Annotated in this window: 19 protein-coding genes; 16 read left to right on the forward strand and 3 right to left on the reverse strand. The window is 62.7% G+C overall.

The features are described 5' to 3' along the window. Nucleotides 1-5: 5 nt before the first annotated feature. The 3 genes from RAMLITH_RS22745 to RAMLITH_RS22755 form a co-directional block, all read right to left on the reverse strand. Nucleotides 6-464, reverse strand: a complete 459-nt coding sequence (locus tag RAMLITH_RS22745) for a helix-turn-helix domain-containing protein (RefSeq protein WP_168109745.1) — start codon at nucleotides 462-464, stop codon at nucleotides 6-8. Between the two features lie 240 nt (nucleotides 465-704). Next, the gene (locus tag RAMLITH_RS26230; RefSeq protein WP_181956470.1) at nucleotides 705-2,939 is read right to left on the reverse strand and encodes a Mov34/MPN/PAD-1 family protein; all 2,235 of its coding nucleotides are present in this window, start codon (nucleotides 2,937-2,939) and stop codon (nucleotides 705-707) included. A 4-nt stretch (nucleotides 2,940-2,943) separates the two neighbouring features. Next, nucleotides 2,944-4,143 carry a ComEC/Rec2 family competence protein gene (locus tag RAMLITH_RS22755; RefSeq protein WP_168109747.1) on the reverse strand — a complete coding sequence of 400 codons (1,200 nt, stop codon included), beginning with the start codon at nucleotides 4,141-4,143 and terminating at the stop codon, nucleotides 2,944-2,946. A 96-nt stretch (nucleotides 4,144-4,239) separates the two neighbouring features. Here RAMLITH_RS22755 and RAMLITH_RS22760 point away from each other — a divergent pair, with 96 nt between their 5' ends. From RAMLITH_RS22760 to RAMLITH_RS22830, 16 genes are all read left to right on the forward strand, one after another. Beyond that, on the forward strand, nucleotides 4,240-5,163 hold the full coding sequence (locus RAMLITH_RS22760) for a WYL domain-containing protein (protein WP_168109748.1): 924 nt from the start codon (nucleotides 4,240-4,242) through the stop codon (nucleotides 5,161-5,163). After that, nucleotides 5,141-5,872, forward strand: a complete 732-nt coding sequence (locus RAMLITH_RS22765; protein ID WP_168109749.1) for a hypothetical protein — start codon at nucleotides 5,141-5,143, stop codon at nucleotides 5,870-5,872. Before RAMLITH_RS22760 ends, RAMLITH_RS22765 begins: the two co-directional genes overlap by 23 nt. A 33-nt stretch (nucleotides 5,873-5,905) precedes the next feature. After that, nucleotides 5,906-6,838 carry a zinc dependent phospholipase C family protein gene (locus tag RAMLITH_RS22770; RefSeq protein WP_168109750.1) on the forward strand — a complete coding sequence of 311 codons (933 nt, stop codon included), beginning with the start codon at nucleotides 5,906-5,908 and terminating at the stop codon, nucleotides 6,836-6,838. Further along, complete coding sequence (locus RAMLITH_RS22775) at nucleotides 6,835-7,242, forward strand: hypothetical protein (protein WP_168109751.1); 408 nt, start codon at nucleotides 6,835-6,837, stop codon at nucleotides 7,240-7,242. Before RAMLITH_RS22770 ends, RAMLITH_RS22775 begins: the two co-directional genes overlap by 4 nt. Nucleotides 7,243-7,261: 19 nt before the next feature. Beyond that, a complete protein-coding gene (locus tag RAMLITH_RS22780; protein WP_168109752.1) occupies nucleotides 7,262-8,749 on the forward strand; it encodes a phospholipase effector Tle1 domain-containing protein in 1,488 nt (495 codons plus the stop codon). Nucleotides 8,750-8,782: 33 nt separating this feature from the next. Then, the gene (locus RAMLITH_RS22785; RefSeq protein WP_168109753.1) at nucleotides 8,783-9,862 is read left to right on the forward strand and encodes a ComEC/Rec2 family competence protein; all 1,080 of its coding nucleotides are present in this window, start codon (nucleotides 8,783-8,785) and stop codon (nucleotides 9,860-9,862) included. Between the two features lie 196 nt (nucleotides 9,863-10,058). Further along, nucleotides 10,059-11,618 carry a Fic family protein gene (locus tag RAMLITH_RS22790; RefSeq protein WP_168109754.1) on the forward strand — a complete coding sequence of 520 codons (1,560 nt, stop codon included), beginning with the start codon at nucleotides 10,059-10,061 and terminating at the stop codon, nucleotides 11,616-11,618. A gap of 389 nt (nucleotides 11,619-12,007) precedes the next feature. Then, entirely contained in the window at nucleotides 12,008-12,397 is a 390-nt protein-coding gene (locus RAMLITH_RS25905) for a DUF2946 family protein (protein ID WP_272954213.1), read from the forward strand. A 49-nt stretch (nucleotides 12,398-12,446) separates the two neighbouring features. Then, the gene (locus RAMLITH_RS22795; protein ID WP_168109755.1) at nucleotides 12,447-13,751 is read left to right on the forward strand and encodes a TolC family protein; all 1,305 of its coding nucleotides are present in this window, start codon (nucleotides 12,447-12,449) and stop codon (nucleotides 13,749-13,751) included. Then, nucleotides 13,748-14,956, forward strand: coding sequence for an efflux RND transporter periplasmic adaptor subunit (locus RAMLITH_RS22800; protein WP_168109756.1), 1,209 nt, complete (start codon nucleotides 13,748-13,750; stop codon nucleotides 14,954-14,956). Before RAMLITH_RS22795 ends, RAMLITH_RS22800 begins: the two co-directional genes overlap by 4 nt. 15 nt (nucleotides 14,957-14,971) lie before the next feature. Then, complete coding sequence (locus RAMLITH_RS22805) at nucleotides 14,972-18,115, forward strand: efflux RND transporter permease subunit (RefSeq protein ID WP_168109757.1); 3,144 nt, start codon at nucleotides 14,972-14,974, stop codon at nucleotides 18,113-18,115. Then, the gene (locus RAMLITH_RS22810) at nucleotides 18,112-18,450 is read left to right on the forward strand and encodes a P-II family nitrogen regulator (RefSeq protein ID WP_168109758.1); all 339 of its coding nucleotides are present in this window, start codon (nucleotides 18,112-18,114) and stop codon (nucleotides 18,448-18,450) included. Before RAMLITH_RS22805 ends, RAMLITH_RS22810 begins: the two co-directional genes overlap by 4 nt. Before the next feature lie 42 nt (nucleotides 18,451-18,492). Then, nucleotides 18,493-18,861, forward strand: coding sequence for a hypothetical protein (locus tag RAMLITH_RS22815; RefSeq protein ID WP_168109759.1), 369 nt, complete (start codon nucleotides 18,493-18,495; stop codon nucleotides 18,859-18,861). A gap of 730 nt (nucleotides 18,862-19,591) precedes the next feature. Further along, nucleotides 19,592-21,952, forward strand: coding sequence for a heavy metal translocating P-type ATPase (locus RAMLITH_RS22820; RefSeq protein WP_168109760.1), 2,361 nt, complete (start codon nucleotides 19,592-19,594; stop codon nucleotides 21,950-21,952). Continuing rightward, nucleotides 21,942-22,583, forward strand: coding sequence for an SIS domain-containing protein (locus tag RAMLITH_RS22825; RefSeq protein WP_168109761.1), 642 nt, complete (start codon nucleotides 21,942-21,944; stop codon nucleotides 22,581-22,583). Before RAMLITH_RS22820 ends, RAMLITH_RS22825 begins: the two co-directional genes overlap by 11 nt. Then, nucleotides 22,580-23,524, forward strand: a complete 945-nt coding sequence (locus RAMLITH_RS22830; protein ID WP_168109762.1) for a cation diffusion facilitator family transporter — start codon at nucleotides 22,580-22,582, stop codon at nucleotides 23,522-23,524. Before RAMLITH_RS22825 ends, RAMLITH_RS22830 begins: the two co-directional genes overlap by 4 nt. Nucleotides 23,525-23,546: the final 22 nt, after the last annotated feature.

A 23,546-nucleotide genomic window follows, 5' to 3' on the forward strand; every position in this document is an offset into this window, starting at 1 on the left:
CCTCGCTACTTGCCGGCCCCCGCCGCTTCCACTTGGGCGAGTCTCGCCGCAACCTCCCTCTTGCCCAGGTTGCGCAGGGACGCAATCGCTTCGAGCTGAGCTTGCCGGGGGCGGGTTTGCCCGCTCTCCCATTTGTAGACAGACAGCGGGCTCACCCCAAGGAGTTTGGCGTAATTGGCAGCAGAGAGGCCCGCCTTCGTGCGTTGCGCTGCAAAGCGGGTTGCACTGAACCGCAATTTGCGACTGCCCATCCCCTCTCCCGCAGGCCTGGGTTCGTCGACAACCCGGGAGCTCTTGGGCGCACGGCCAATTTGCTGTTCGAGCTGTTGGACTCGCTTTTTCAAAGCTGCAATATCTCGACGATAGCTTGTCGTCGCCTTCTTGAGCGAGTCGACCTCGCCGCGCAGGACCTTCCGGGAAATGCGTGCGATTTCTGATTTCAGTGCTGAAGCGATGTCGGGCATGCCTCTTCCTCATATTAGGTTCACCTCGGGTGGCGCGCGCGACCTGCTCGCAGGGATGCACCCCCCAGGGGGTCGCGCTTATAGGCCATGAACTGCGGCGGCGCTTGTGAATGGAGGGTTGCGCTTCGTTCGGTGCTCTCCGCCGTCCGGCACGTCGACGTTCGAAAATCCATTCTCCAGCCTACGCAGCACTGACGCTATAGCGAATCCGCTCCGCTGGCCCGTGCTGAACGCTCAATGCTACTGGAACCGCCCGACCTCGCAGAGGAGCCCAGTCGGCGCCCATACCAGCGACACCACTGGCAGACCCGGCGCAAAGCTGGCCAGCCGCTGCAATGTGTCGAAATCGGTCTGCGAGTGTGGGCCACCCATCGGGTGGCTGTGCCAAGTGCCGACATAGTGCAAGTAGCCCACTGAGTCGCCGTGGGCTTGGCGTAACGCCGCCCTCAATCCGCGCGTGCCGAGCACGAACCGCTCCGGGTAGCGTTCGCTGTCTTCGGGAGCAGGGACCAGGTCCGCGATGTAGATGGTTCGAGACAGGACATCAACGTGTCCCAGTAGTGCGCCCCCGGTCTCTCGCGGGGTCCAGTGCTGCGAGTCGGCGGAGATAGCCGCGGCAACGGTGCCGCTCACCCGCACGGTCCATCCCCCGTCGCCGACGGCCGCCAAGACGTGCGTGGGAGCAACTGCGTCCGATTGCCACTCCATCCCCAGGTCATCGTCCTGGCCCACGCCGACCAGCAGCCGCGCCTCTTTCGGAAAGCCTGAAGCAAGCCACTGCTGGACCTGCGTAGCAATGCCAGCACTTCCGCGGGATAAAACGCTGTCCGGCATGCTCAGGGTCAGCGAGCGGCAGTTGTCACCAACGAACACCTCCGTTGGCTCGGCAGCGTCGCCGCCGATGGCGCTGCGCAGTTGCACGTTCTGGCGACAAAGTGCATAGAGGTGCGCGTAAAGGTCGTCGACACGTGCAGCCCGCTGCGGCGCCTCCAGCAGGACGACAGCCACCCTGCCTCCCCCGATGAGGAAAGCGCGCGCCACGCGAACTTGCTCGCCCAAGTGAGCCGTCTTGGCGACTGCTGCAGCGACCTTCAAGGAGGCAGTGGTGTCGACAAAGAGCCTGGTTGCAGGCTGCACCACTTCGCTTATCTCCTGGCCGTCAGCGCCCAAGAGCATGGGCACGATGTCGCGAGCCACGGCACGCGCGCCTTGGTGCCCCAGGCCTGCAAGCGCTTTGCGCGTTTGCTCCGCCTTGTTCCAGCCGGATGCGTCGAGCAGGGCGTGGCGGGCCAGGTTGTGGGGCGAGACAGACTCGTCATCGACGAGGGTCTGCGCGCCAAAGCCTGCCCTTCCCAGGTGCAGCGCCACCTTCGAGCCGACGCTGCCGCAGCCGACGATGGTGACCATCTGCTGGAGGTCGGCGTCAGCATAGCCAGACGTGGCGGCGAGCAGGCGTGGGCTGATGCGGTGAATTTGGTATGCCGGCTCCACCTTTGCATCGCGCAACTCGGGGCGATGCGGCTGTCTGGCGACCCGCACCAGGTACGGCACGAATTCAACACTGCGGTGCGACCCAATCAGGTGGACTGGCCGGTGTGCAGCTAGCACCACTCCAAGGCAAAAGTCGCCAGGCCAGGGCCAGTTGCCCGCGCTGGCCGCGAACATCATCGAGCGGAAGATGGCGGTGTCAAGGCTGGCACGCAGCGCCTCACCTGAAATGCCCAAGCTCTCGGCGCGCTCCAGGAGGGTAGGCACGTCGACCACGGTGTCCGCAGCGTATTCGCTGCAAACGCGCGGCTGACCATTCGCCCAAGGAGAGCACGCCAAGAACACGGGAGTTGTCCCGGTCCACGCCTCGGTGGCCTGCAAGCGCGCCAAGCTGAAGCTGCCCGGCTCCTCGCCGGGCGCGCCAAGGCACAGATGGCGAGATGTCCCCACCTGGAACAGTCTCGAGGGCAGCGCCAGGATGCTGCCGTCGTGGGGCAGGCTCAGGGCTAGGGCGTCGGCGTCGAATTCGATGCTCGTCTCGGGGCTGCCGCGGCGCGTGGGCTCCCAGCCCTGCTCCAGGTCCAGCAACTGGCCGGCGGCAGCCTTCTTCAGCCAGTCCAGCAGCTGGTCCAGAATTTTCTCTATCCCGAACCGGTGCATCAGCTCCGTCAGGTCACCTTCGAAGATGCATGGAGGCACGAGGCTGCCGCGCCGGTGCGGATTGATGTGGGCGAAGTTCGAGGGGAAGTCCGTTCGCAAGCGCGGCGTGGGAGCGCGCATGGGAAACTCTGGCGTGAACACCAGATAGACCGTCTCCAGGCGTCGCACGCCGGTTGCGGACACATCGTTCTGCGCGCGGCTGGGCAGGCTCACTTCCACGTCGAGGACGGCCATCTGGCGGTCGTCGACCTGATGAACTGCAATTTCGGAGCGCACGGCCTGGTGGCCCGCTAGCTCCCGAAGTGCATCCTCTAGCGGCGTCGGCACCGCGTCACCGGCTCCCGTGCGGCATCGGCGTGGAGGCCGAGGTGATGATGGCGGCGGACTTGCGGCCGGTTTCCTGCTTGGCCGGCAGGGACACCCCCTCCGCGGAGACGGTGAGCTCCAGCGGCTCCGGGTTCGCCTCGCTGGGCTGCTCGCCCACGCAGACGAAGCTGCCGCCGGCGTCCTTGACGATGGCCTCGTACTCGCGCTTGGCGCCGATGCACGGCGGGTCGCAGTCGTCGTCCTTGATGGGTGCGCAGCTGGCCACAATCATGGCGCCCTTGCGGGTGACCGACAGCGCCTTGCGGGCGTCCTCGCTCACCTTCGCCTTGCCCTTGGTCTTGGACCAGCTCTCCCAGGAAAGCGTGTGCCACGAGCAATGGTGGGGTGCCAGCAGCAGGTCGTACTCCAGCACGCCCGTGTCCGACTTGTGGCGTTCCCACTGGCGCTCCCAAATCAGGACTTCGGCGTCACCGCCGCACAGGAACTTGCAGCCGTCGGGGGTCTTGGCGTCCGCGCCGACCATCATGTTCAAGATGACGCTCGAGTGGTTCTTGCGCAGCTTTTCCTCTTCCTCTTCCGTCTCCTGCTTGGGCAGCGGGGCGAGCAGCGTGGCGGTGAAGTAGCCCTTCTTGTTCACGCCGTTGATGTGGCTGAACTGCTGGTCGATTTTGACCAGGATGGGCGTCAAGTCATCGGTCTTGCCGTTCTCGTCCTCGCCCATGACCAGGATGCGGTCGCCATCGCCCACGCCCTCGAACTTCTTGTCCCGGTTCACTTTCACGCGGCGCTTGGCTTCCGTGTTGAAGGCCTTGGCGTCGTCGCACAGCACGTGGTCCTTGTCCGCCCGGCGGTACACGATGGGGGAAGACCAGATTTCGCGGATGACGATGCGCTTTTCACCGTCGGGCTTCTTGTCGTCCGGGTAATCGGCCAGGGGGCCGAGCCAGAAGTGGTTCTGCAGGCCCCGGATGTGGTCCGCGTCCGGATGGGTCATCAGGAACGCGTCGACGTAGGGACGGTTCTTGGAATCGCGGCCCAGGCGGTCGCGTAGGTCTTTTGCAACGTCACGCGTGTCGTCATCCGGGTCATCGGCTGCGCCGCGGATGTTGATGTCGACGAGCACGGTGGTGCGCGCCTGGTCGGCCAGCCTGAGCAACGTCATGTCGCCACAGCCGACCGGAAAGAAGGTGATGGAAGCCGCCATTGTTGAGCCCTCGCTTAGCCGATGTATACTCAAGTATACGACAAGCCAGTTTACTCAACTCAGTTTCCCCACCAGCTACTATGACTGTTTTCCTGTATGGAAACCCACCAAGAGTCTGAGTTTGGCTCCGGACGGCCGGAGCCCAGCAGTTGGAGCCAAGACCGTCGGCTGAAGTTCATCGACTTCCGGCTGCGCTGGGAAGGGCGAGTAAACCGCTCGAACCTAATGGGCCACTTCGGAATCTCTGCCCCGCAGGCTTCCGCTGACTTCGCCAAGTACACGGACGCGGCGCCCCAGAACCTGGGCTACGACACCAAGCTCAAGAGCTACGTCCGCGCGGAGACCTTCGCACCGCTGTATCCGCGAAGCCGCTCGCAGCTGTACCTGAACGAGCTACTGGCATTGAGCACGGGCATCCTGGAAAAGGACTTCAGCTTCATCGGTTGGCATCCGGATGTGGCGACGGCGCCAGTGCCCCAGCGCACCTTCGACGGCAGCACCCTTGTCACCCTAGTGCAGGCCATCCGCGAAAAGCGCTGTGTCAATGTTGCCTATCAGGGCATGTACCAGCAGGAGCCCTCGGTGCGCGAGCTTGCCCCGCATGCGCTGGCCTTCGACGGCATGCGTTGGCACACGCGGGCCTATTGCTTCAAACGCGGGCGGCACCAGGACTTCGTGCTTGGCCGCATCCTGGAGCTCACCTTGGGTGAGTACAAGACCGCGCCCGCACCTGACGAGGAATGGAACCGCACACTGGTTCTGGTTCTCGCCCCGAACCCCGCCCTTACGCTGGCGGCCAAACGCGCCATCCGCCTCGAGTACGGAATGCACGACGGATTTTTGCAACTGCCTTGCCGCCAAGCCCTCCTGTATTACGCACTTCGCCGCCTGCGTCTTGAAGACCCTCGCCATGAGCAGTCATCGGCGCAGCAAATCACGCTGGTCAATCGCGACGAGCTGCAGCCGTATATCAACCAAGTCGACAACAAGGCGTCAGATGGGACTCGACCAACTCTTTGATACGTACAGCCTTCGCGCGCGGCACCTGCCGACCGTGCTCGTCGTGGCGCCGCCGCTGATGGTCGCGTCGCTGTTGTTTCCGAAGGTCTACGACCGCATGGGCGCGAGCATGACGTCCGTCAGCGTGAGCGTGAGCCTGAGCCTGGTCTTCCTCTTCTTCATTGCCCACGTGCTTCGCCAGCGCGGTCGCGCGGTGGAAAAGAAGATGACCGCCGAGGCCGGCGGCATGCCCACCACGTGCTGGTTGCGGCACAAGGACACCAACCTGGACCCTGTGACCAAGGCGCGCTATCACGGCTACCTGGGCAAGAACGTGCCGGGGCTGAACGTGCCTTCCCAGAGCCAGGAGCAGCAGCGGCCCGAAATGGCAGACGACACCTACCGCTCCGCAGTGAAGTGGCTGCTGGAAAAGACGCGCGATACCGCCAAGTACCCCCTGGTGCTCAAGGAAAACGCGGAGTACGGCTTTCGCCGCAACATGTTCGGCGGCAAGTGGCTGGCCATCACGTTGTGCGTCCTGCCCCTTGCCGCCGCCTATGCGTGGGATGCGTACAAGGGCGTCGGGCCCCAGTTCGACAACGACCATGTGGCCGCCATCGCCATCGCGGTCGTAGCGGTCTTGGCTTGGCTCTTCTTCGTCACGAAGGAGTGGGTCAGGGATGCGTCCCACGCGTACGCGCGTGCATTGCTCGCCACATGTGAGGCCTGACCGCAAAGAAACACACACAACAGGGAGCAGTACATGTCCGGCGCATACGCCCATCTTGCAGTAGTAAACGACGCCCAGAAGCACGCGGAGGCCGCAGGGCTGCGCGAGGACACGCTCGTCGCCCTGGGGCTTCACCTGAAGTTCCTCGAGCTCGGCTCGGTCAGCCCCGACTACCCGTACCTGTCGCTCAAGCGCGGGCAGAAGCAGTGGGCGGACGCCATGCACTACACGCACAACTCCACGCTGCTGCGCGCCGGCGTCGCTGCGGTCGCAGCCTTGCCCGAGGAGCTCAAGCCCAAGGCGACCGTCTGGCTTTTCGGCTTCGCGGCGCACATGACGACCGACATGACCATCCATCCCGTCGTGGAGCTGCGCGTTGGACCTTACCAAGGCAACGAGGGCGAACACCGCCGGTGCGAGATGCACCAGGATGCCTTCATCTTCCCCAGGGTGATGAACGTCGGTGAAACGGGTCTTTCCGAGCACTTGGCCACCGGCATCGCCACGTGCCATGCGCCAGATGACGAGGACGTCCTTGACCCCGCCGTGGGGCGCGTGTGGATGGCCATGCTCACGGCCGCATACCCGAGTGTCCGAGGCGACGCACCGCCTCTTCCCGATACTTGGCACTGTGGCTTCAAGGACATCCTCTCCGCGATGGCGGGCGCGAACCACCTGTTCCCTTTCGCGCGGCACGTCAGCGCCGACCTGAACTTGGCGTACCCGACCGAGCGCGCCATCGACCCGAGCTACATCAAGGGCTTGCGCACGCCCCAAGGTCCCATGGACTACGAAGCCATCTTCGAGAAGGCGCGCTCGAACGTCCTGACGGTTTGGAAGAGGCTTGATGACGCCCTGGCTGCAGGCGGTGATTCGGACGAACTCAACGCGCTGGAAGATTGGAATCTGGACACCGGCCGAACCGTGCAGACCGCACAACTTGTTTTCTGGAGGGGTCACGCATGAACCGCTGGATTGTTGTCGCGAGCCTGGCGCTCTCCCTGGTCGCCTGCGCTTCGCAGCCGAGCGAACGCGAGATGAACTACCTGGCCTCCGCGCTTACCAAAGTCTCGGCCGCTGTAGACGCAACTGCACGGCACAGGCGCTCTGCCGACGGACTGGACGAATCCCAACTGCTTCAGGCGGCAACCGCGCATGACCCGTCCCTGCTCAAGCCTTTTGGGGGGCTCACGGTGCGAGTTCTTCGTGATGGGCGTGATTCGGCTGTCCTGGTCTGCAAGGCGGGCGGTGGTGGCGCGCTGCTGGAGGACGCTGGCTGCACCGCAAAGATGGACGTCCATCGGTGGAACCAAGACGCGAGTAACCGCTGCGAATTCAGCCTGAACGTCAAGCAGGTCTGCGCCAGGTAGGGCACGAGAGGGAGGAGTCATGCCGAAAAACATAGTCATTTTCTCGGACGGCACGGGACAGGCCGGTGGCCTGAAACCCGACCAGAACTTGAGCAACATCTACAAGCTGTTCCGGGCGTCCCGCCCGGGACCTGAAAGCCCCATCAATCCAGCGGAGCAGGTCGCCGCTTACGACGCTGGACTCGGCACAGATAACGACGCAGGCAGGATTCCTTTCAGTCCAGTTCAAAAGTTCCGAAAGCTGTGGAGCGGCGCCACCGGAACCGGCATCAGCCGCAACATCGCCGACTGCTACGAGGCCATCCTGAAGCATTACGAGCCGGGGGACCGGGTGTTCCTTTTCGGCTTCAGCCGCGGCGCGTACACGGCGCGCTGCGTCGGTGGCGTCATGTCTCTGTGCGGCGTGCCCACTCGTGCAGCCGATGGGGGCCCGCTGCCGCGGTACGGGCGGGCGCTGCGCAAGATTGCTGACGAAGCCGTTCAACAGGTGTACGAGCACGGCTCCGGCAGCAACGACCCTCAGCGCAAGGCCGAGCGCATGGAGAAGGCACGACGCTTCCGCGAAAAGCACGGCAGTGCCAATGCTGAAGGCCAGGCCAACGTCGTACCGTACTTCATCGGCGTCTTCGACACCGTCGCATCACTCGGTGCGCCCGGGCCGCGCCGGCTGCTGATGTTGCTGGGCCTCTCCGCGTTCGTCGCAGCCATGACGGCCCTGGCCGCGGGCGTGGTTTCGCTGCTGCCGTGGTTCACGTTCGCAGCCACATACATCATGTTGGCCACACTCATTGTGGTGGGCATGGGAGCCGGGTACCTGCAGACGCACCTCAAGACCATTCGAGACTTCCCCGACAAAGGGGACGTCAAGCGGCACATCGCGGCCTGGCGCTTCCGTTTCTATGACAACACGCTGAACACGCGGGTGCGTTACGCGCGGCATGCCCTGGCAATTGACGAAAACCGCAAGGACTTCGCCCGTGTGCCGTGGGCCGCGCCGGGAGACTGGCCTGACCGCACCGGCGAGCCTGAGTGGCTTCAGCAGGTCTGGTTCGCTGGGAACCATTCGAACATTGGCGGCAGCTACGCGGAAGACGAATCGCGGCTCTCCGACATCTCGCTCAAGTGGATGGTCGAACAAGCCACCAGCCTGCCGCACCCGCTGAAGGTCGATTGGTCCCGACTGAACCTTTTCCCTGATGCCGCCGGCATGCAGCACTGCGAGATTGAGAGCATGCGGGACTCGTACCCGTGGTGGGTGCCTAAGCGGCTGCGCTTCGTCTGGGCCCAGCATCCGCGTGAGATTCACGTCGATGCGCCGCTGCACCCCAGCGTCGTTGAGCGGTTCGAGCTCGCCCAGGTGTCGCGCTATGGACTTCATGCGCCGTACCGGCCTGGCCATCTGACCACGCACTCGAAGCTGGGCAAATACTACGGGCGTGCGCCGGCGCTTGACAGTGAGGCAGCGGCCGTTCTTCAGCCGGTGCCGGAGAAGCAAGCGCAGGCGTAAGAACAAGAACCACGAAAAAGAACAGGGCGAGTAATGGCCGATTTCATTGAGCTGGATTTCTTGGACGTTGAGTCCGAAAAAAGCGGCGACGCAATCACCGTGCGCTACGAGGTCGCAGGCGTTCAATCAGTGCACGTCATCGACGGCGGCTACGTCGACACGGGCGACAAGGTGGTCGCGCATCTCAAGAAGTGGTGCGGCGGCCTTGCCGTGAACCACGTCGTGCTCACCCACCCCGACCAGGACCACGCCAACGGACTGCGCAAAGTCCTGGAGGAATGCGAGGTAGGGACGCTTTGGATGCACCGGCCTTGGCTGTTCGCAGACCAGCTCCTTCCTAGCTTCCCCACATACAAGTCTGTGGACGCGTTGCGCTCCAAGCTGCGCGCTTTGTATCCGGGTCCGGCAGCGCTCGAGGACATCGCCCTTGAGCGAGAGATTGACATCAAGGACCCGTTCCAAGGTGCGCAAATCGGTCAGTTCGTTGTGGCGGCGCCTTCGAAGGCAAGGTACCTGCAGTTGATTGTGGACTCCGACCGGACTCCGGAGAAAGCGGAGGAGAAGTCGCTCGCTCAAGTCGTTGCGGAGGCGTTTGACAGCGCCTTCAAGGCCGCCAGCAATCTCGTGAAGCGGGCGTGGGGCATGGAGACCTTCCCTGTGTCAGGGACGAACAGGGAGAACGAGATGAGCGTGGTGCAGTTTGGCGTCTTCGGCGGCAAGCGCGTACTGCTCACAGGTGATGCCGGCCGTGAGGCACTGACCGAGGCAGCCGATTTTGTGGAGGCCCGTGGCCATGCGCTGCCCGGCGTCTGGTGCTTCCAGGTCCCGCACCACGGAGGTCGTCATAACGTGAGCACTGAGCTGCTTGACCGTTGGCTCGGCCCCCCGCTGGGGGCAGCGCCCGAAAAGACGGGTTGGCTTGCCGTCTGCAGTTCCGCCAAAGCGGACACTCACCATCCGAAGAAAGTGGTCGTTCGAGCGATGCTGCATCGTGGAGCGCACTTTTCATCCACCGAAGGCCGATGCGTCCATGTCAGCCATCCAAGAATTACCCGGCCGGGCTACTCATCCATTCCACAGGCCGACTATCCCGAGCACCAAGAGGAGGACTAAAGTGGTCGGCTCTCGCGGCGCTTTGAGCAGCTGAGCTTAGGCGCGCGCAGGCTTCGCAGGAGGCCGCAGACGGCAGGCCGAGCGCGAAAGTCTTGCACTGACAGGACGCAAAAGTCTTGCATTGACAAAGCACATAAGTCGTGTAACTATACGGCAGCAAAATCTTGTCATCGCAAAGCATAAAACTCTTGTCCCCATGCCCTCCCCGAACGAAAAGCTGGCTCAATCTCTCGAGGCTCTGCACGCCTTGGAGCCCGCACGCGCTATCCCTGCAAAGGCGCTCACACGCGTCCATCGGGAACGGCTGAGAGACGCAGGCTTTCTCAATGAGGTGGTCAAAGGCTGGTACATCCAGACGCGGCCGAACGACGGTGTCGGCGACAGCACAGCTTGGTTTGCCAGCATGCGGGAGTTCATTGCTGGCTACTGCACCGAGCGATTCGGGGACGAGTGGCACGTTGGACCGGAGCAGTCACTCTTGATGCACTCGGGAGAGCGCTCGCTCCCCACACAGCTGCAAGTTTGGTCGCCAGCGGCGGGGAATCAGTCTCTGAATCTGCTCCATGGCACCTCACTGTTCCTGTACAAAGCCCCTCGACTGCTCCCCTCTCGCCCAAGTGAGGACGCAGGAGGCTTGCGGCTGGTTGAACTGGAAAGTGCTCTCGTTGCTGCCGGACCAGCATTCTTCACCCAGCAACAGCTGGCGGCGACGATTGCGCTGCGGAGCCTGCCTGAAGCCAGCAACCTGATTCGAATCCTGCTTGAGGGCTCCCACTCCGTTATCGCAGGCCGACTTGCGGGCGCTCTTCGAGCGTTGGGCAGGCCTGAAATGGCGGAAGAGATTGTGCAGACGATGAGGTCTGCCGGTTACACCGTGGTGGAGACCAACCCTTTCGAAAAGCCGGTGAATACGACGCCGGGGGGCCGACCCGAAACGCCGTACGTGCAACGCATCCGACTCTTGTGGGCGGACATGCGCCAAGCCGTCATCGACACCCTGCCTGCGCCAGCGGAGGCGTCTCACGATGTCATGCAAGTGCTGGCCGACGTCGAGGCTCGATACGTCACCGACGCCTACCACTCCCTGTCCATTGAGGGCTACCGCGTGACGCCGGAACTCATTGAGAAGGTTCGTCAGGGCAACTGGGACCCAGACGGCGACGACAAGGGTGCTCGGGACGCCATGGCAGCGCGCGGTTACTTCGAGGCTCACAACGCGGTGAAAGAGTCCGTTGGCAACATAGTGAAGGGGCAAAATCCAGGAGAGGAGCTGCGTAAATCACACAGCGCTTGGTATCGAGCTCTCTTCGCACCCAGCGTTCAAGCGGGCGTTCTCAAGCCTCAAGACCTGGCCGGCTATCGAAACGACCAGGTCTTCATTCGCGGAGCTCTGCACGTCCCGCTGTCAAAGGAGGCTGTGCGCGAGACCATGCCGGTCCTGTTTGAGCTCATTTCGAAAGAGGAACATCCTGCAGCAAGGGCCGTTCTGGGTCACTTCTTGTTCGTGTACATCCATCCTTACATGGACGGTAACGGGCGGCTGGGTAGGTTTGTGATGAACGCGCTGTTGGTGACAGGCGGGTACCCTTGGACCGTCATTCCAGTGGAGCAGCGCAAGGCCTACATGAGCGCACTGGAACAGGCCAGCACTCACCGAAACATCCTGCCGTTTGCTGAATTCATTGGCAAGCTCATTGCTGAGCAGCGTGAACGCCCACTTGAACGTCCAGGAAATCGAGTTGCGGCGGCCGCCTAAGCGGTCCTCCGAAAAGCGTCTGTGCGCGGGTGAGCGTAGAGGACCCACGACCGCCTGTGTGGGCGTTTAAAAAGCGGGACTATACGCATCAGCGGCCGAGTTGCCGCCCGACCCAAGCGAGCTCTAGATTGACAGACCACGACGAGCAACAGCTACTAGCGCACCCTGCAAGAGCGCGACGCCGGGAGTGACGATGAACTCGTCGCTCGCGCGAACTCTGCTCCGGAGCTGGGCGGGTCGTTCATTGTCGAGCTCGGTGACTTCACCGTACGACGAGCGGCGCCGGTCGTCCCGCTCGACGCCTCCAACATTACAGCCCTGTAATGTTCGCGTCCAAATTCCCCTCTGTGCTTCAGCGACGCCACGGACCGTGACCTAGAATAAGTCCGATGCGCCGCTGGTTGCTGATTGTCCTGTTGCTCGTCATGCCGTTCCAGACAGTCTGGGCGGTGGTCGCGCCTTACTGCGGACACGAGACGCAGAGCACGGCCCAGCACTTCGGACATCACGAGCACAAGCATGCTGCAGGTGGTGCTGAGCAAGGCACGGCAGCCTTGCCCGGCGCCGACATGGACTGCGGAGCCTGCCACTTGGTCAGTCCCGCTACCGTTCCCGCCGCTCTTCTCGTCGCAGCGGCGCCGCCGACCGCGGCGCCGGTGGAGTTTTCCCCGACGCACTACATATCTCGGGTTCCTTCAGGCCCGGAGAAGCCCCAAAGACACGCCGCATCGCCTACCGTGCGATTCGTAAGCGGCGTGGTCTCAAGCCTTACCACCTAGACTCAATCCGCCCGAATCGCTTCTGTCTCATGACAAGAAGGAAGATTCGATGCGTTATCCCCTGGCGGCGCTCGCCATGGCGCTGGCCGCCGTGGCCCTGCAGGCCCAAGCTCAAACAACAATACCTGCGCCTGCTGCTGCCGCGACAACACCGCAGCTCACTCTCTCGGAGGCAATTCGCCTGGTCGAGTCGGCCAACCCTGCGCTACGCGGCCGGCAGGCCCAACTCCTAGCGGCTGAAGGCCTGCGCCAGGAGGCCGCCTCTCCGCTGTTCACCAATCCCCAGCTGACCCTGGAGCACACGCGCCGCAGGCCAACTGGCGCGGCTTCAGAGGGCAGCAGCACTGAGCCGCTCGTTGGCATGGCTCAGCCGTTCGAACTGGGTGGCCAACAGAGCAAGCGGCGCGACGCCGCTGCAGCCGTGCTCGAATCCGTGCGCGCTGAAATCGAGGACGCGCGCCTGCAAGCAAGGGCAGAAGCAACTTTGCGCTTCAACGCCGTTCTTGTAGCGCAGCGCAAGGTTCAACTTGAGGAGCGCGCGCTTGCCCTGTTCGAGAGTTCCGCGCAGGCGGTAACCAGGCGTCGTGAAGCCGGGGAAGACACCCGGCTGGACGCCAACGTTGCCCGCATTGAATCGGAGCGAGCAAGAAACGCCTTGGCGGTGGCGCGAGAGCAGCTGCTCGATGCGCGCGCCGAGCTCGCCGCGGCCTTGCAGCTGCCTGCATCGCAACTGCCCCAAATAGCAGGTGATGCAAGCCTGTCGCCGGACCACGTACCGGTGTACAGCATCGACCAACTCTTGGCTGCGGTTCCGTCGCTGTCACGGCTGCGTGCGTTGAGCGCCCGTGAGGCTGCGGCGCGTGCACGTCTGGCCGTCGAACAAGGAAATCGGCTGCCTGACGTCACCGTGGGCGTGAGCGTCGGGCGCGAAGGCCCGGCCGCGGCACGCGAACGAGTGACCACGTTGTCGGTGTCACTGCCCCTCCCGTTGTTCAGGCGCAACCAGGCGGCCATAGGCCAAGCCCTCACCGATGTAAACCAAGCCGAGATTGACCGAGCAGTCGGTGTGCGCGACGGCGAGGCCACTGTCCGCCGGTTGTGGCTTCGCCTGGGCAGCCAGGCAGAGCGTGTTCAGCGACTGCGGCAAGCAATGGTGCCGGCGGCACTGGACAACCAGCAGCTTGCCTCTCGCTCAAGGAAGGCCGGACAGATTGGCTTGCTGGACCAACTCTTGGTGAACCGTCAGGCGCTCGATGCTGAACGAGAGCTCAACGAAGCAGTGGCGGACTTTCACAACACCCGTATCGAACTCGAACGTGCGGCCGGCTGGTCGCAAGAAGGACACGCACGATGATTTCAATCAAAAAACCCGGGCCCACGAGACGCAAGAAGCTGTTGCTGGCAGGCGGGGCGACTCTCGTTTTGGTTGCAGCGCTCTCTCTGCTTGCGTGGGACCGAGGCAGCGGGGCCTCTGCCACCAAAGAGGAAGCCGCAGAGGGTAAGGAGGGCCACAACGAAGCCCAGGAGCTCACCTTGACGAGCGAAGAGGCTGCTCGAGCCGGCATCAAAGTCGAGCCGCTCAACCCTCAGAAGCAGTCTTCGTCCATCGTCGTAACGGCAACCATCCAGGCGGACCAGGACCGGATTGCCCGCGCTTCTCCTCGGACGGAGGGTCGCATCATTTCCGCGCCTGTACGGCTTGGCGACCGCGTCCGCGCAGGCCAGGTCCTGGCATCCCTGGACAGCGTGGCAGTGGGAGAAGCGCACGCGAGTCTGATGCAGGCCCAGTCGGAGTTGCGAATTGCGGAAGCCGACTTCAAACGCGCAGAGGCGCTGGTCGCCGACGAAATCATCCCGCGCAAAGACTTCCTTCGGGCGCAGTCGGAGCGAGATAAGGCGGCGGCCAGCGTGCGGGCGGCAACGGACCGCCTGCGTCTATTGGGTGGGAATCCAGGTGCCGGCGGGCGAGCGATTTCAAGTTTCGCCGTCACCGCTCCTTTTGCGGGCACCGTCATCGAGAAGAAGGCCACTCTTGGCGACTTGGCTAGCCCCAATGAGCCGCTGTTCACCGTCGCAGACCTCAGTCGCGTCTGGATTGTGGCGGACCTGCCAGAGGCGGCCGTATCGCAAGTGCGTGTCGGCGCTCAGGCCCGGGTCAGTGTCCCGAGCTATCCGAACGAACTCTTCGGCGGTCGTGTCAGTCACATCGGCGCGGCCTTGAACAAGGAAACGCGCACGGTCGCGGCTCGCATTGAGCTCTCGAATGCCGATGGGCGCTTGAAGCCTGACATGTTCGCCACGGCGACCATCGAAGTGACTGGCGACACGCGCGAGGTGATGGCGCTTCCCGACTCCGCCGTTGTGCTGATGCAAGGGCAGCCCACTGTGTTCGTCTTCGAGCAGGGCGCCTATGTTGCACGCGCTGTTCAAACCGGTGAGCGCATCGGCGGACGCACGACCATCACCGGAGGCATTCGCGCCGGCGAGCAGGTGGTCACCGCAGGCGCCTATGAGCTCAAGGCACGGAAACAGAAGTCCCAGCTTGGTCACGGGCACTGAAGGAACAACAACAACATGCTCAATGCAATCGTTGACGCGGCACTTCGCTACAAGGTGTTAGTGCTCGTCGCCTTCGGAGTACTTGTCGGCCTGGGAATCATGGCGTTCCGGGCCGTGCCGGTGGACGCTTTCCCTGACGTCACCCCCGCGCAGGTGAATATCTACACCGAGTCGCCCGGCGTCGCCGCTGAGGACATCGAGAGGCTACTCACGGTGCCTATCGAAGGTGCCATGGCGGGCTTGGCCAACGTTGAGGTGGTCCGCTCGGTGTCCCTGTTCGGCCTCTCGTACGTCGGCGTGTACTTCACCGACGACGTCGACATCTACTTTGCACGACGCCTAGTCGGGGAGAAGCTGCAGGAAGTCAAAGAGCGCCTGCCCCAGGGCTACGGCGAGCCGGTGCTCGGCCCAAACAGCTCTGGTCTGGGCCAAGTGTTTTGGTACACGATTGAAGACGCGGACAAGAAGCTCAGTGCAATGGACCTGAGAACGCTGCACGACTGGACCGTGCGCCTCATTCTCAGAACCGCACCTGGCGTCGACGACGTCATCTCCTGGGGCGGGCACGAAAAGCAGTTCCAAGTGCAAATCGACCCTCGTCGGCTCGTCAAGTACGGCCTGACGTTCAAGGAAGTCATGGAAAGCCTGGCTGCGAACAACAAGCAGGTGGGCGGCCAGTACCTCAATGTTGGTGTCGAACAGTACCTGGTGCGTGGATTGGGGCTGGTGAGCAATGCCGCTGACATCGGCTCCATCGTGGTTGCGGAGCGCAACTCCGCCCCCGTCTACATCCGTGACGTGGCTGACGTGCGGGAAGCGCCAGCCGTCCGCTTCGGGGCCGTCACCCGAGACGGTCGCGAAACGGTCCTGGGCATTGCGCTGGCCCGCATCAATGAGAACGCTGCAACCGTTGTCGAGGGCGTGAAGGCCAAGCTGAAGGTCGCCCAGGCAGCGCTGCCAAAGGGCATTGAGCTCAAGCCCGTCTATGACCGGACTGAAATCGTCGACAAGGCGATGAAGACCGCGCAAAGCGCGCTGCTCGAAGGCTCCATCCTCGTTGCAGTCATCCTGTTTCTCTTTCTGGGTGAATTCCGCTCTGCCATCGTCGTGATTGTCACCCTGCCGCTGGCGATGTTGTTCGCGTTCATCATGATGAGGCAGTTCGGCTTGTCAGCGAACCTGATGTCCCTCGCCGGCCTGGCCATCGGCATCGGGATGATGGTGGACGGCGCAGTGGTGATGGTGGAGAACGCTTTTCGCCTGCTGTCGCATGCACGGGAGTCGGGACGCCCCATCAACAAGACCCATGTGGTCCTGGAGGCTGCCCGGGAAGTCGCCAACCCGATTGCGTTCGCCATCCTCATCATCATCGTGGTGTTCCTGCCGCTTTTCTCCCTCACAGGGCTGGAAGGCAAGCTGTTCAAGCCGATGGCCCTGACCATCACGTTCGCCATGGCGGGCTCACTTCTGCTCTCGCTGACGCTGGTGCCGGTTCTCGCGTCCTTGATTCTCAAGCCCAAAGAGGAGAAAGACACGTGGCTGGTCGCTCGCTCCAAGCGCGTGTACCTGCCCCTCCTGGACTGGGCCCTGGACCACAAGAAGAAAGTCCTGGGCGCCGCTTTGGCTCTCCTTGTCGTGGCCCTGTCCCTCTTCCCTTTTCTGGGCAAGGAGTTCATGCCGCAGCTCCAAGAGGGGGCAATCATGTTCCGCGTCGTCGGAATTCCCTCCACCTCGCTGGACGAGTCCATTCGCGTGGCCAACGTCATGGACGCAAGCTTGCGGCGCAAGTACCCGCAGGTGCGTTCTGTGCTCGCGACCATTGGCCGTGCCGAGAAGGGCGAGACGGCCGACGTGAACTACATGGAAGTCTTGCTTGACCTGAAGCCGCAGGACGAGTGGCCAACAAAGCAGTCCTACGCTGCCCTTGGCAAGGACATGCAGGAGTACTTGGAAACGCAGGTGCAGACGGCAGTGTTCGGCGCCACCCAGCCAATTCAGATGCGCGTGGAGGAACTCATCTCCGGGGTGCGTGCAACGCTGGCACTGAAGGTCTACGGCGAAGACCTGGACAAGCTTGAAGACCTCTCTGCGCAGCTCAAGGGAATCATCGGCGCAGTCCCTGGAGTTGCGGACCTGTCGGCCGAGGCGAACAAGGGCAAGCCGCAGATGGTCATCAAGGTGGACCGCGCCGCTGCTGCTCGCTATGGACTCAACGCGGATGACATTCTGGAGATTGTCCAGTCCGGCATCGGCGGCTCCACGGTCTCCACCCTCATCGAAGGCACCCGTCGTTTTGACATCTCGGTCAGGCTGGCCGAGGAGTACCGCAATTCCCCCTCGGCCATCGCCGCAATTCCAATTCGCACGTCCGAAGGCGCGCTGCTGCCGTTCTCGCAAGTTGCGAAGATTGAAATGAACGAGGGCTACACCTTTGTCAGGCGGGAGGCACTGCAGCGGTACGCCGTCCTGCAAATGGATGTCCAGGGTCGAGACGTCGACAGCTTCGTCAAGGATGCGAATGCTGCCATTGCTGCCAAGGTCAAGCTGCCCGCCGGCTATTGGGTGGAATGGGGCGGCGCTTTCGAAAACCAGCAGCGAGCCATGGCGCGACTGGCACTCATCGTGCCCTTGACGATTGGGTTGATTTTCATCCTGCTCTACACGGCATTCAACTCCGTACGGCACGCCACCCTAATCATCGCCAACGTCCCTTTTGCCATCATCGGCGGTGTGTTCGGTCTCTTCATGACCGGTCAGTACCTGTCCGTTCCGTCGGCCATCGGGTTCATCGCGGTGTTCGGTGTCGCCATGTTGAACGGTATTGTTCTAGTCACATTCCTCAACGAGCAGCGACACCAAGGAATGTCGATTCGAGACGCAGTGCGGCAAGGTGCGGCCCTGCGATTGCGTCCGGTGTTGATGACTGCATCAGTGGCCATCTTGGGTCTTGTGCCAATGCTGTTGTCTACCGGCATCGGCGCGGAGACGCAGCGGCCGTTGGCCACGGTCGTCGTCGGAGGGCTCATCACGTCCACGTTGCTGACCCTGCTGCTGCTCCCCCTTATGTACGAGTGGTCCGAGAGCCGCGCAGAGCGCAAGCGTGAGCGCACGCAAGACACCGTCCCAGAGCATTTGCACCCAGCCAAGGAGCTGCCATGAAGGAAATCAAAGCCTACGTACACCGCGACCGAGTGGCGGACGTTATCGCCGCTCTCAAGGAATCCCCTGCATGGGGCGGAACGGCCGGCGATTCAAGCCATAACCTGGCGGTCTATCTCGTGAGGGGCATGGTTGCCGCAGCCCATGGCGAGGACCGTCATTACTCCACCGACCTGGGCGATGAAGTCGTCAACGAATACAAGCTCGAGATGATTTGCACGCCAGAAGAGACCGAGGGCTTCATCAAGTTGATTGCAGCCAACGCCCGCACCGGTAGTTCGCCAGCCGGCTGGATAAGCGTGTCCGACCTCGAGCAGGCCATTCGGATTCAGTAGTCCCCTCTCACCACCTTTATCTTCTTTACGAAGGCACCTGACATGAAACGCACTCTCACTTCCCTGCTTCTCGCTGCCCTCATCGCGCCGGCCATGGCTGCTGGCGAAGACCACAAGCCAAAGCATGGCGGCATCGTGGTGGAAACAAAGGCCGGCGACCTCGAATTGGTGGCAAAGCCGGAGCAAATCCACATCTACGTCGGCGACCACGGCAAGCCGCTGAAGCTCACGAGCGCCACCGGCAAAGTCACTGTTTACTCAGGAGCTGACATGAAGGAGGCACCTTTGGCTCTGGCGGGCGACAAGCTTGAGGCCAAGGGCCCGTTCAAGATTGCCGCAGGCACAAAAGTTCTGGCCGAAGTCTCGGTCAACGGCAAACCGGCGGTCGCTGCGCGATTCACCCTGAAGTAGGCGGTAATGCGATGAACCCCACAGGAAGAGTCGCCCTCTACAGCCTTGTCCTGGCGGCGCTCTTGCTGGGCGGTTGCGCGACTTCCCCGGAGAGTCCCTACCGGTTCTCTGATGGTTGGCGCGAGGCTAAGGTCGTCAAGGTCATCTCCGGGCGGGACATCTCCCGTCCAGGCTTTTGGGAGTGCCTTCGAGATGTACCCGAGGCGGAGCGGCTTGCGCGAACCTTTGTCGAACTGGAGTACCGCAGGATGCGTCGACACGCCCATCGCCTAGTGCCCCTGCCGGCAGGCTTGGAGCTGCAACCTGGCGAAAAGGTGCATCTGAACGTATCGACGTGCGAGAACTCGCTCGTCAAGCGGGCTACGCCAGCGGGGTAGCAGTATGCGAATCGCGTTGCCCTCTTTGCAGGTCGGTCTGCCGATTCTCATCATGTGGGTCGGGCTCGTACTGCTGGTCGTGCTCGCCTTCTTTGGCCTCCGGCACTGGCAACGCAGGCACCCGCGGCCGCCTCCGCCAAAGGAGCTCACGTACAGCCAAGCGCTGCCCTCGCGCCTGGGAAAGACAGGCGCAAGCCGTGCGCCGACCTCCAGTCGCTTCCGAAAGCAGTGAGATGCCCACATGGACCCCTGAGCCTGCTGCCGCATGCGAGGCAAGAGTGTGCGGGCTTTGTGCAGCGGTGTCTTCTGCTTGAGCTTGACCCTGTACCTACTACAACCCTTCCAATGGCTTCATGAGTCGAAAAAGCAGTTCCAACGACAAGCCCGACCCAACCTCCCAGCAGACGTGCTGCGACCACAGTCCTCCTGAAATCTCAGCCGCCGATGTGGTACGCCCTCCCGGCAGCGGCGCGGCTCGCGCCGCTTCGGTCACGCCGGTCGCTGGCGTCCCCGGCACAGGTCCAGCGCGGTTTCGGATTGACACGATGGATTGCACGGCAGAAGAAGCCGAGATTCGTAGAGCGCTCGAGCCCATTTCTGGAATTCGCTCACTGAGTTTTCAGCTGAGGGCTCGCACCTTGGGAATTGACGCGCCGGCGGAGGTGCTTCCGGCAGCATTGGCTGCCATCCGCAAGGCCGGCTTCAGCCCTGAAGCAATTCAGGCGGATGCCACAGTGGAGGAGCAAACCCGCGAAGACCACCCCGACGTACATGACCACGAGCATGAGGTCGGGGGTGGCATTTGGCGCCTGGCCCTCGCCCTGGCGATGGCGGTTGCAGCAGAAGCGCTGTCGTACTTCGCCCCTGAGACCCAACTCTGGAAGTTCGCAGGGATGGCGGTCGCGGCAGTTGCCATCTGGCTGGCAGGCCTGGACGTGTACAAGAAGGGCGTCGCCGCCCTGATGCGAGGCAAGCTCAATATCAACGCGCTGATGTCTGTCGCAGTCACCGGGGCGTTCTTCATCGGCCAATGGCCCGAAGCCGCGATGGTCATGGCGCTCTATGGCATCGCGGAGCTCATAGAAGCTCGCGCCGTGGACCGGGCGCGCAACGCCATCAAGGGACTACTTGACCTCGCCCCCGACCAGGCGTTGGTGCAGCAGACGGGCGGGCAGTGGGTCGCAACCCCAGTTCAAGCTGTTGCCGTAGGAGCTACGGTCCGCGTGGGCCCAGGGCAACGCGTACCCCTGGACGGCGTAGTGACTCGTGGCAACGGTGCAGTCAACCAAGCGCCGGTGACGGGCGAAAGTATCCCGGTCGACAAGACCGTTGGTGACCCGGTGTATGCGGGAACCATCAACGAAACTGGGGAACTGGAATTCAGAGTGACTGCGGGAGCGACGAACACAACCCTGGCGCGCATCATTGCCGCGGTGGAGAAGGCGCAGGGAACACGTGCGCCTACACAACGATTCGTCGACCGGTTTGCGGCCATCTACACGCCGGCCGTATTCCTGATTGCGCTGGCCGTCGCGATTGGGGCACCGTTTTTGATGGGGTTGACCTGGCTGGAAGCCCTGTACAAGGCCTTGGTACTTCTGGTCATCGCGTGCCCCTGCGCGCTTGTCATCTCCACGCCGGTGACCGTCGTCAGCGGCCTGGCCGCGGCTGCTCGTAGAGGGATACTGATTAAGGGCGGAACGTACCTGGAATCGGCGCGCCTTCTCAAGGCTGTGGCCTTCGACAAGACAGGCACCGTGACGGAGGGAAAGCCCAAACTCGTCGACTGGATGCCTTGGGGAACGGGAAATCCGGCCCAGACCCAGCTGCTCGCTGTTAGCCTCGCGGCCCGCTCAGACCACCCGGTATCCGGGGCCATTGCCGCAGCGCTTCCTGGAGACCGCCTCCAAGTCCAGGACTTCACCGCGCTACCTGGCCGGGGGGTGGAAGGGACAGTCGAACAGCAACGACTTTTCCTCGGAAACCATCGCGCCGTCCATGAACGCGGTCTTTGTGGTCCTGAGGTGGAGGCGGTCCTGCAGGCACACGAGCACCAGGGGCGCACTGTCACCCTGCTCGCAAACGCGACGCGCGTTCTTGCAATTTTTGCAGTGGCCGACACCATCCGTCCGACCTCTGAGCAGGCCATTCGCGACCTGAAGGCATTGGGCGTCACGCCTGTCATGCTCACGGGCGACAACAACGCCACGGCACGCGCCATTGCTGCTCAAGCCGGAATAACCGACGCACGAGGCGAGCTGCTTCCTGAAGCCAAGCTCGAAGTTATCAAGCAGATGCAACAACGCTACGGGGCCACCGGAATGGCTGGCGATGGCATCAACGATGCGCCCGCTCTGGCACAGGCAGACCTCGGCTTTGCGATGGGCGGCGCGGGCACGGACACGGCGATGGAGTCAGCTGACATCGTCATCATGAACGATGACCTGCGGCGCGTCGCGGAAGTCGTGGCGCTCTCCAAGAGCACGCACTCGGTGCTCTGGCAAAACATCGTCCTCGCGCTTGGCATCAAGGCCGTATTCCTGGTGCTTGCCGTTTTCGCAAGCGCCACCATGTGGATGGCCGTTTTCGCGGACATGGGAGCAAGCCTGCTCGTTGTCGCGAACGGACTGCGTCTTCTGCGCGCCACCACAGGCGAGGGAGTATGCAAAGCCGTTGCTCCCGCAGCTGCAGGAGGTCATGCCCATGTCCACTAAACCCGCAGGAACCCCGCGCGCTTGCATCGAGGCAGCTCTGCGAGAGGCGGCAGCAGCCACAGAGTCGCTGCTAAATGACGACGGCGGCCTCATCGACATTGAACACGGTGCAAACCTCCTCATTCGAGCTTTCGAGGCGGGCAAGCGAGTCTTTTCGTGCGGCAACGGTGGCTCCATGAGTGACGCCATGCACTTCGCCGAGGAGTTGACCGGGCGCTACAGGAACAATCGCGCAGGCTTGCCGGCGCAGGCCATCAGCGACGTAGGTCACCTCACTTGTGTGGCCAACGACTTCGGCTACGACCAGGTGTTCTCTAGGTACGTATTGAGCCACGGCCGTGCAGGAGACTGCCTTGTCGCCATCAGCACAAGTGGCAACAGCACCAACGTCATCAATGCGGCTGTCGCCGCAAAGGACAGAGGTATGACAGTCCTGGCACTCACCGGCAAGCGTCGTTCCGTGCTCGGGGCGCTCGCTGATGTTTGCATATGCACTCCGGCCGGCTTCTATGCCGACCGGGTGCAGGAACTGCACATCAAAGTCATCCATATCCTGATTGAGCTGGTGGAACGTCACTTTTTCGCGGAAAACTATGCGGACTTGGACCTCGACACGGGGCCCGCATCATGAGCGGCTCGCACAACCACGCCGTCCCGACTGGGAACAAGGAAAAGGCGCTATGGGTGGCGCTCGCCTTGACGGGCAGCTTCATGATTGCCGAGACCATTGCTGGCTTCATCACCGGCAGTCTGGCTCTCATCTCGGATGCGGCGCACATGCTCACAGATGCCGCCGCCTTGGCCATCGCATTGGCAGCAGTCAAAATCTCCAAGCGTCCCGCGGACCTAAACCGCACCTACGGCTACTACCGGTTCGAGATTCTGGCTGCCGCCTTCAACGCCTTGATGTTGTTTGGCGTCGCGGCCTATATCCTCGTCGAGGCATACGGCCGCTTCCGCAATCCGCCGGAGATTCAGACGGGGGCCATGATAGTGGTGGCGCTTGTCGGTCTGGTGGTGAACATCATCAGCATGCGACTGCTCTCGGCTGACAAGGACGCGAGCCTCAATGTGAAAGGCGCATACCTTGAAGTTTGGAGTGACATGCTGGGGTCACTGGGAGTCATCGCCGGCGCTGTCGTCATCCGCTTCACGGGTTGGAAGTGGGTTGACCCGTTCATCGCGGTTGCAATCGGTCTTTGGGTGCTACCCCGCACTTGGGTGTTGCTCAAGCAGAGTCTGAACATCCTTCTCGAGGGCGTCCCTCGCGGAATCGAGCTGGCAAGGGTGCAAGCGGCGTTGCTGGCCTTCCCTGGTGTTACCGGCGTCCATGACCTCCATATTTGGGCCCTCACCAGCGGCAGGCTCAGTCTTACCGCTCACATCGTTCACGACCCCCTGTTTTCCCATGATTCCATGATTGAGCCTCTCAATGAGATGCTCACCAGGGAGTTCGCGCTCTTTCACACGACCCTTCAACTGGAGGTCACACCGTGCAGGCAATCCCGAGACGGGGACGCCCACACGGTTACGAGCGCAGCAAAACCAACGGAGTATGTGGATGCGCGCTGAGGGGCGGTATGGGCCGTCCTTG

It is taken from the genome of Ramlibacter lithotrophicus (assembly GCF_012184415.1).
GTDB lineage: Bacteria > Pseudomonadota > Gammaproteobacteria > Burkholderiales > Burkholderiaceae_C > Ramlibacter > Ramlibacter lithotrophicus.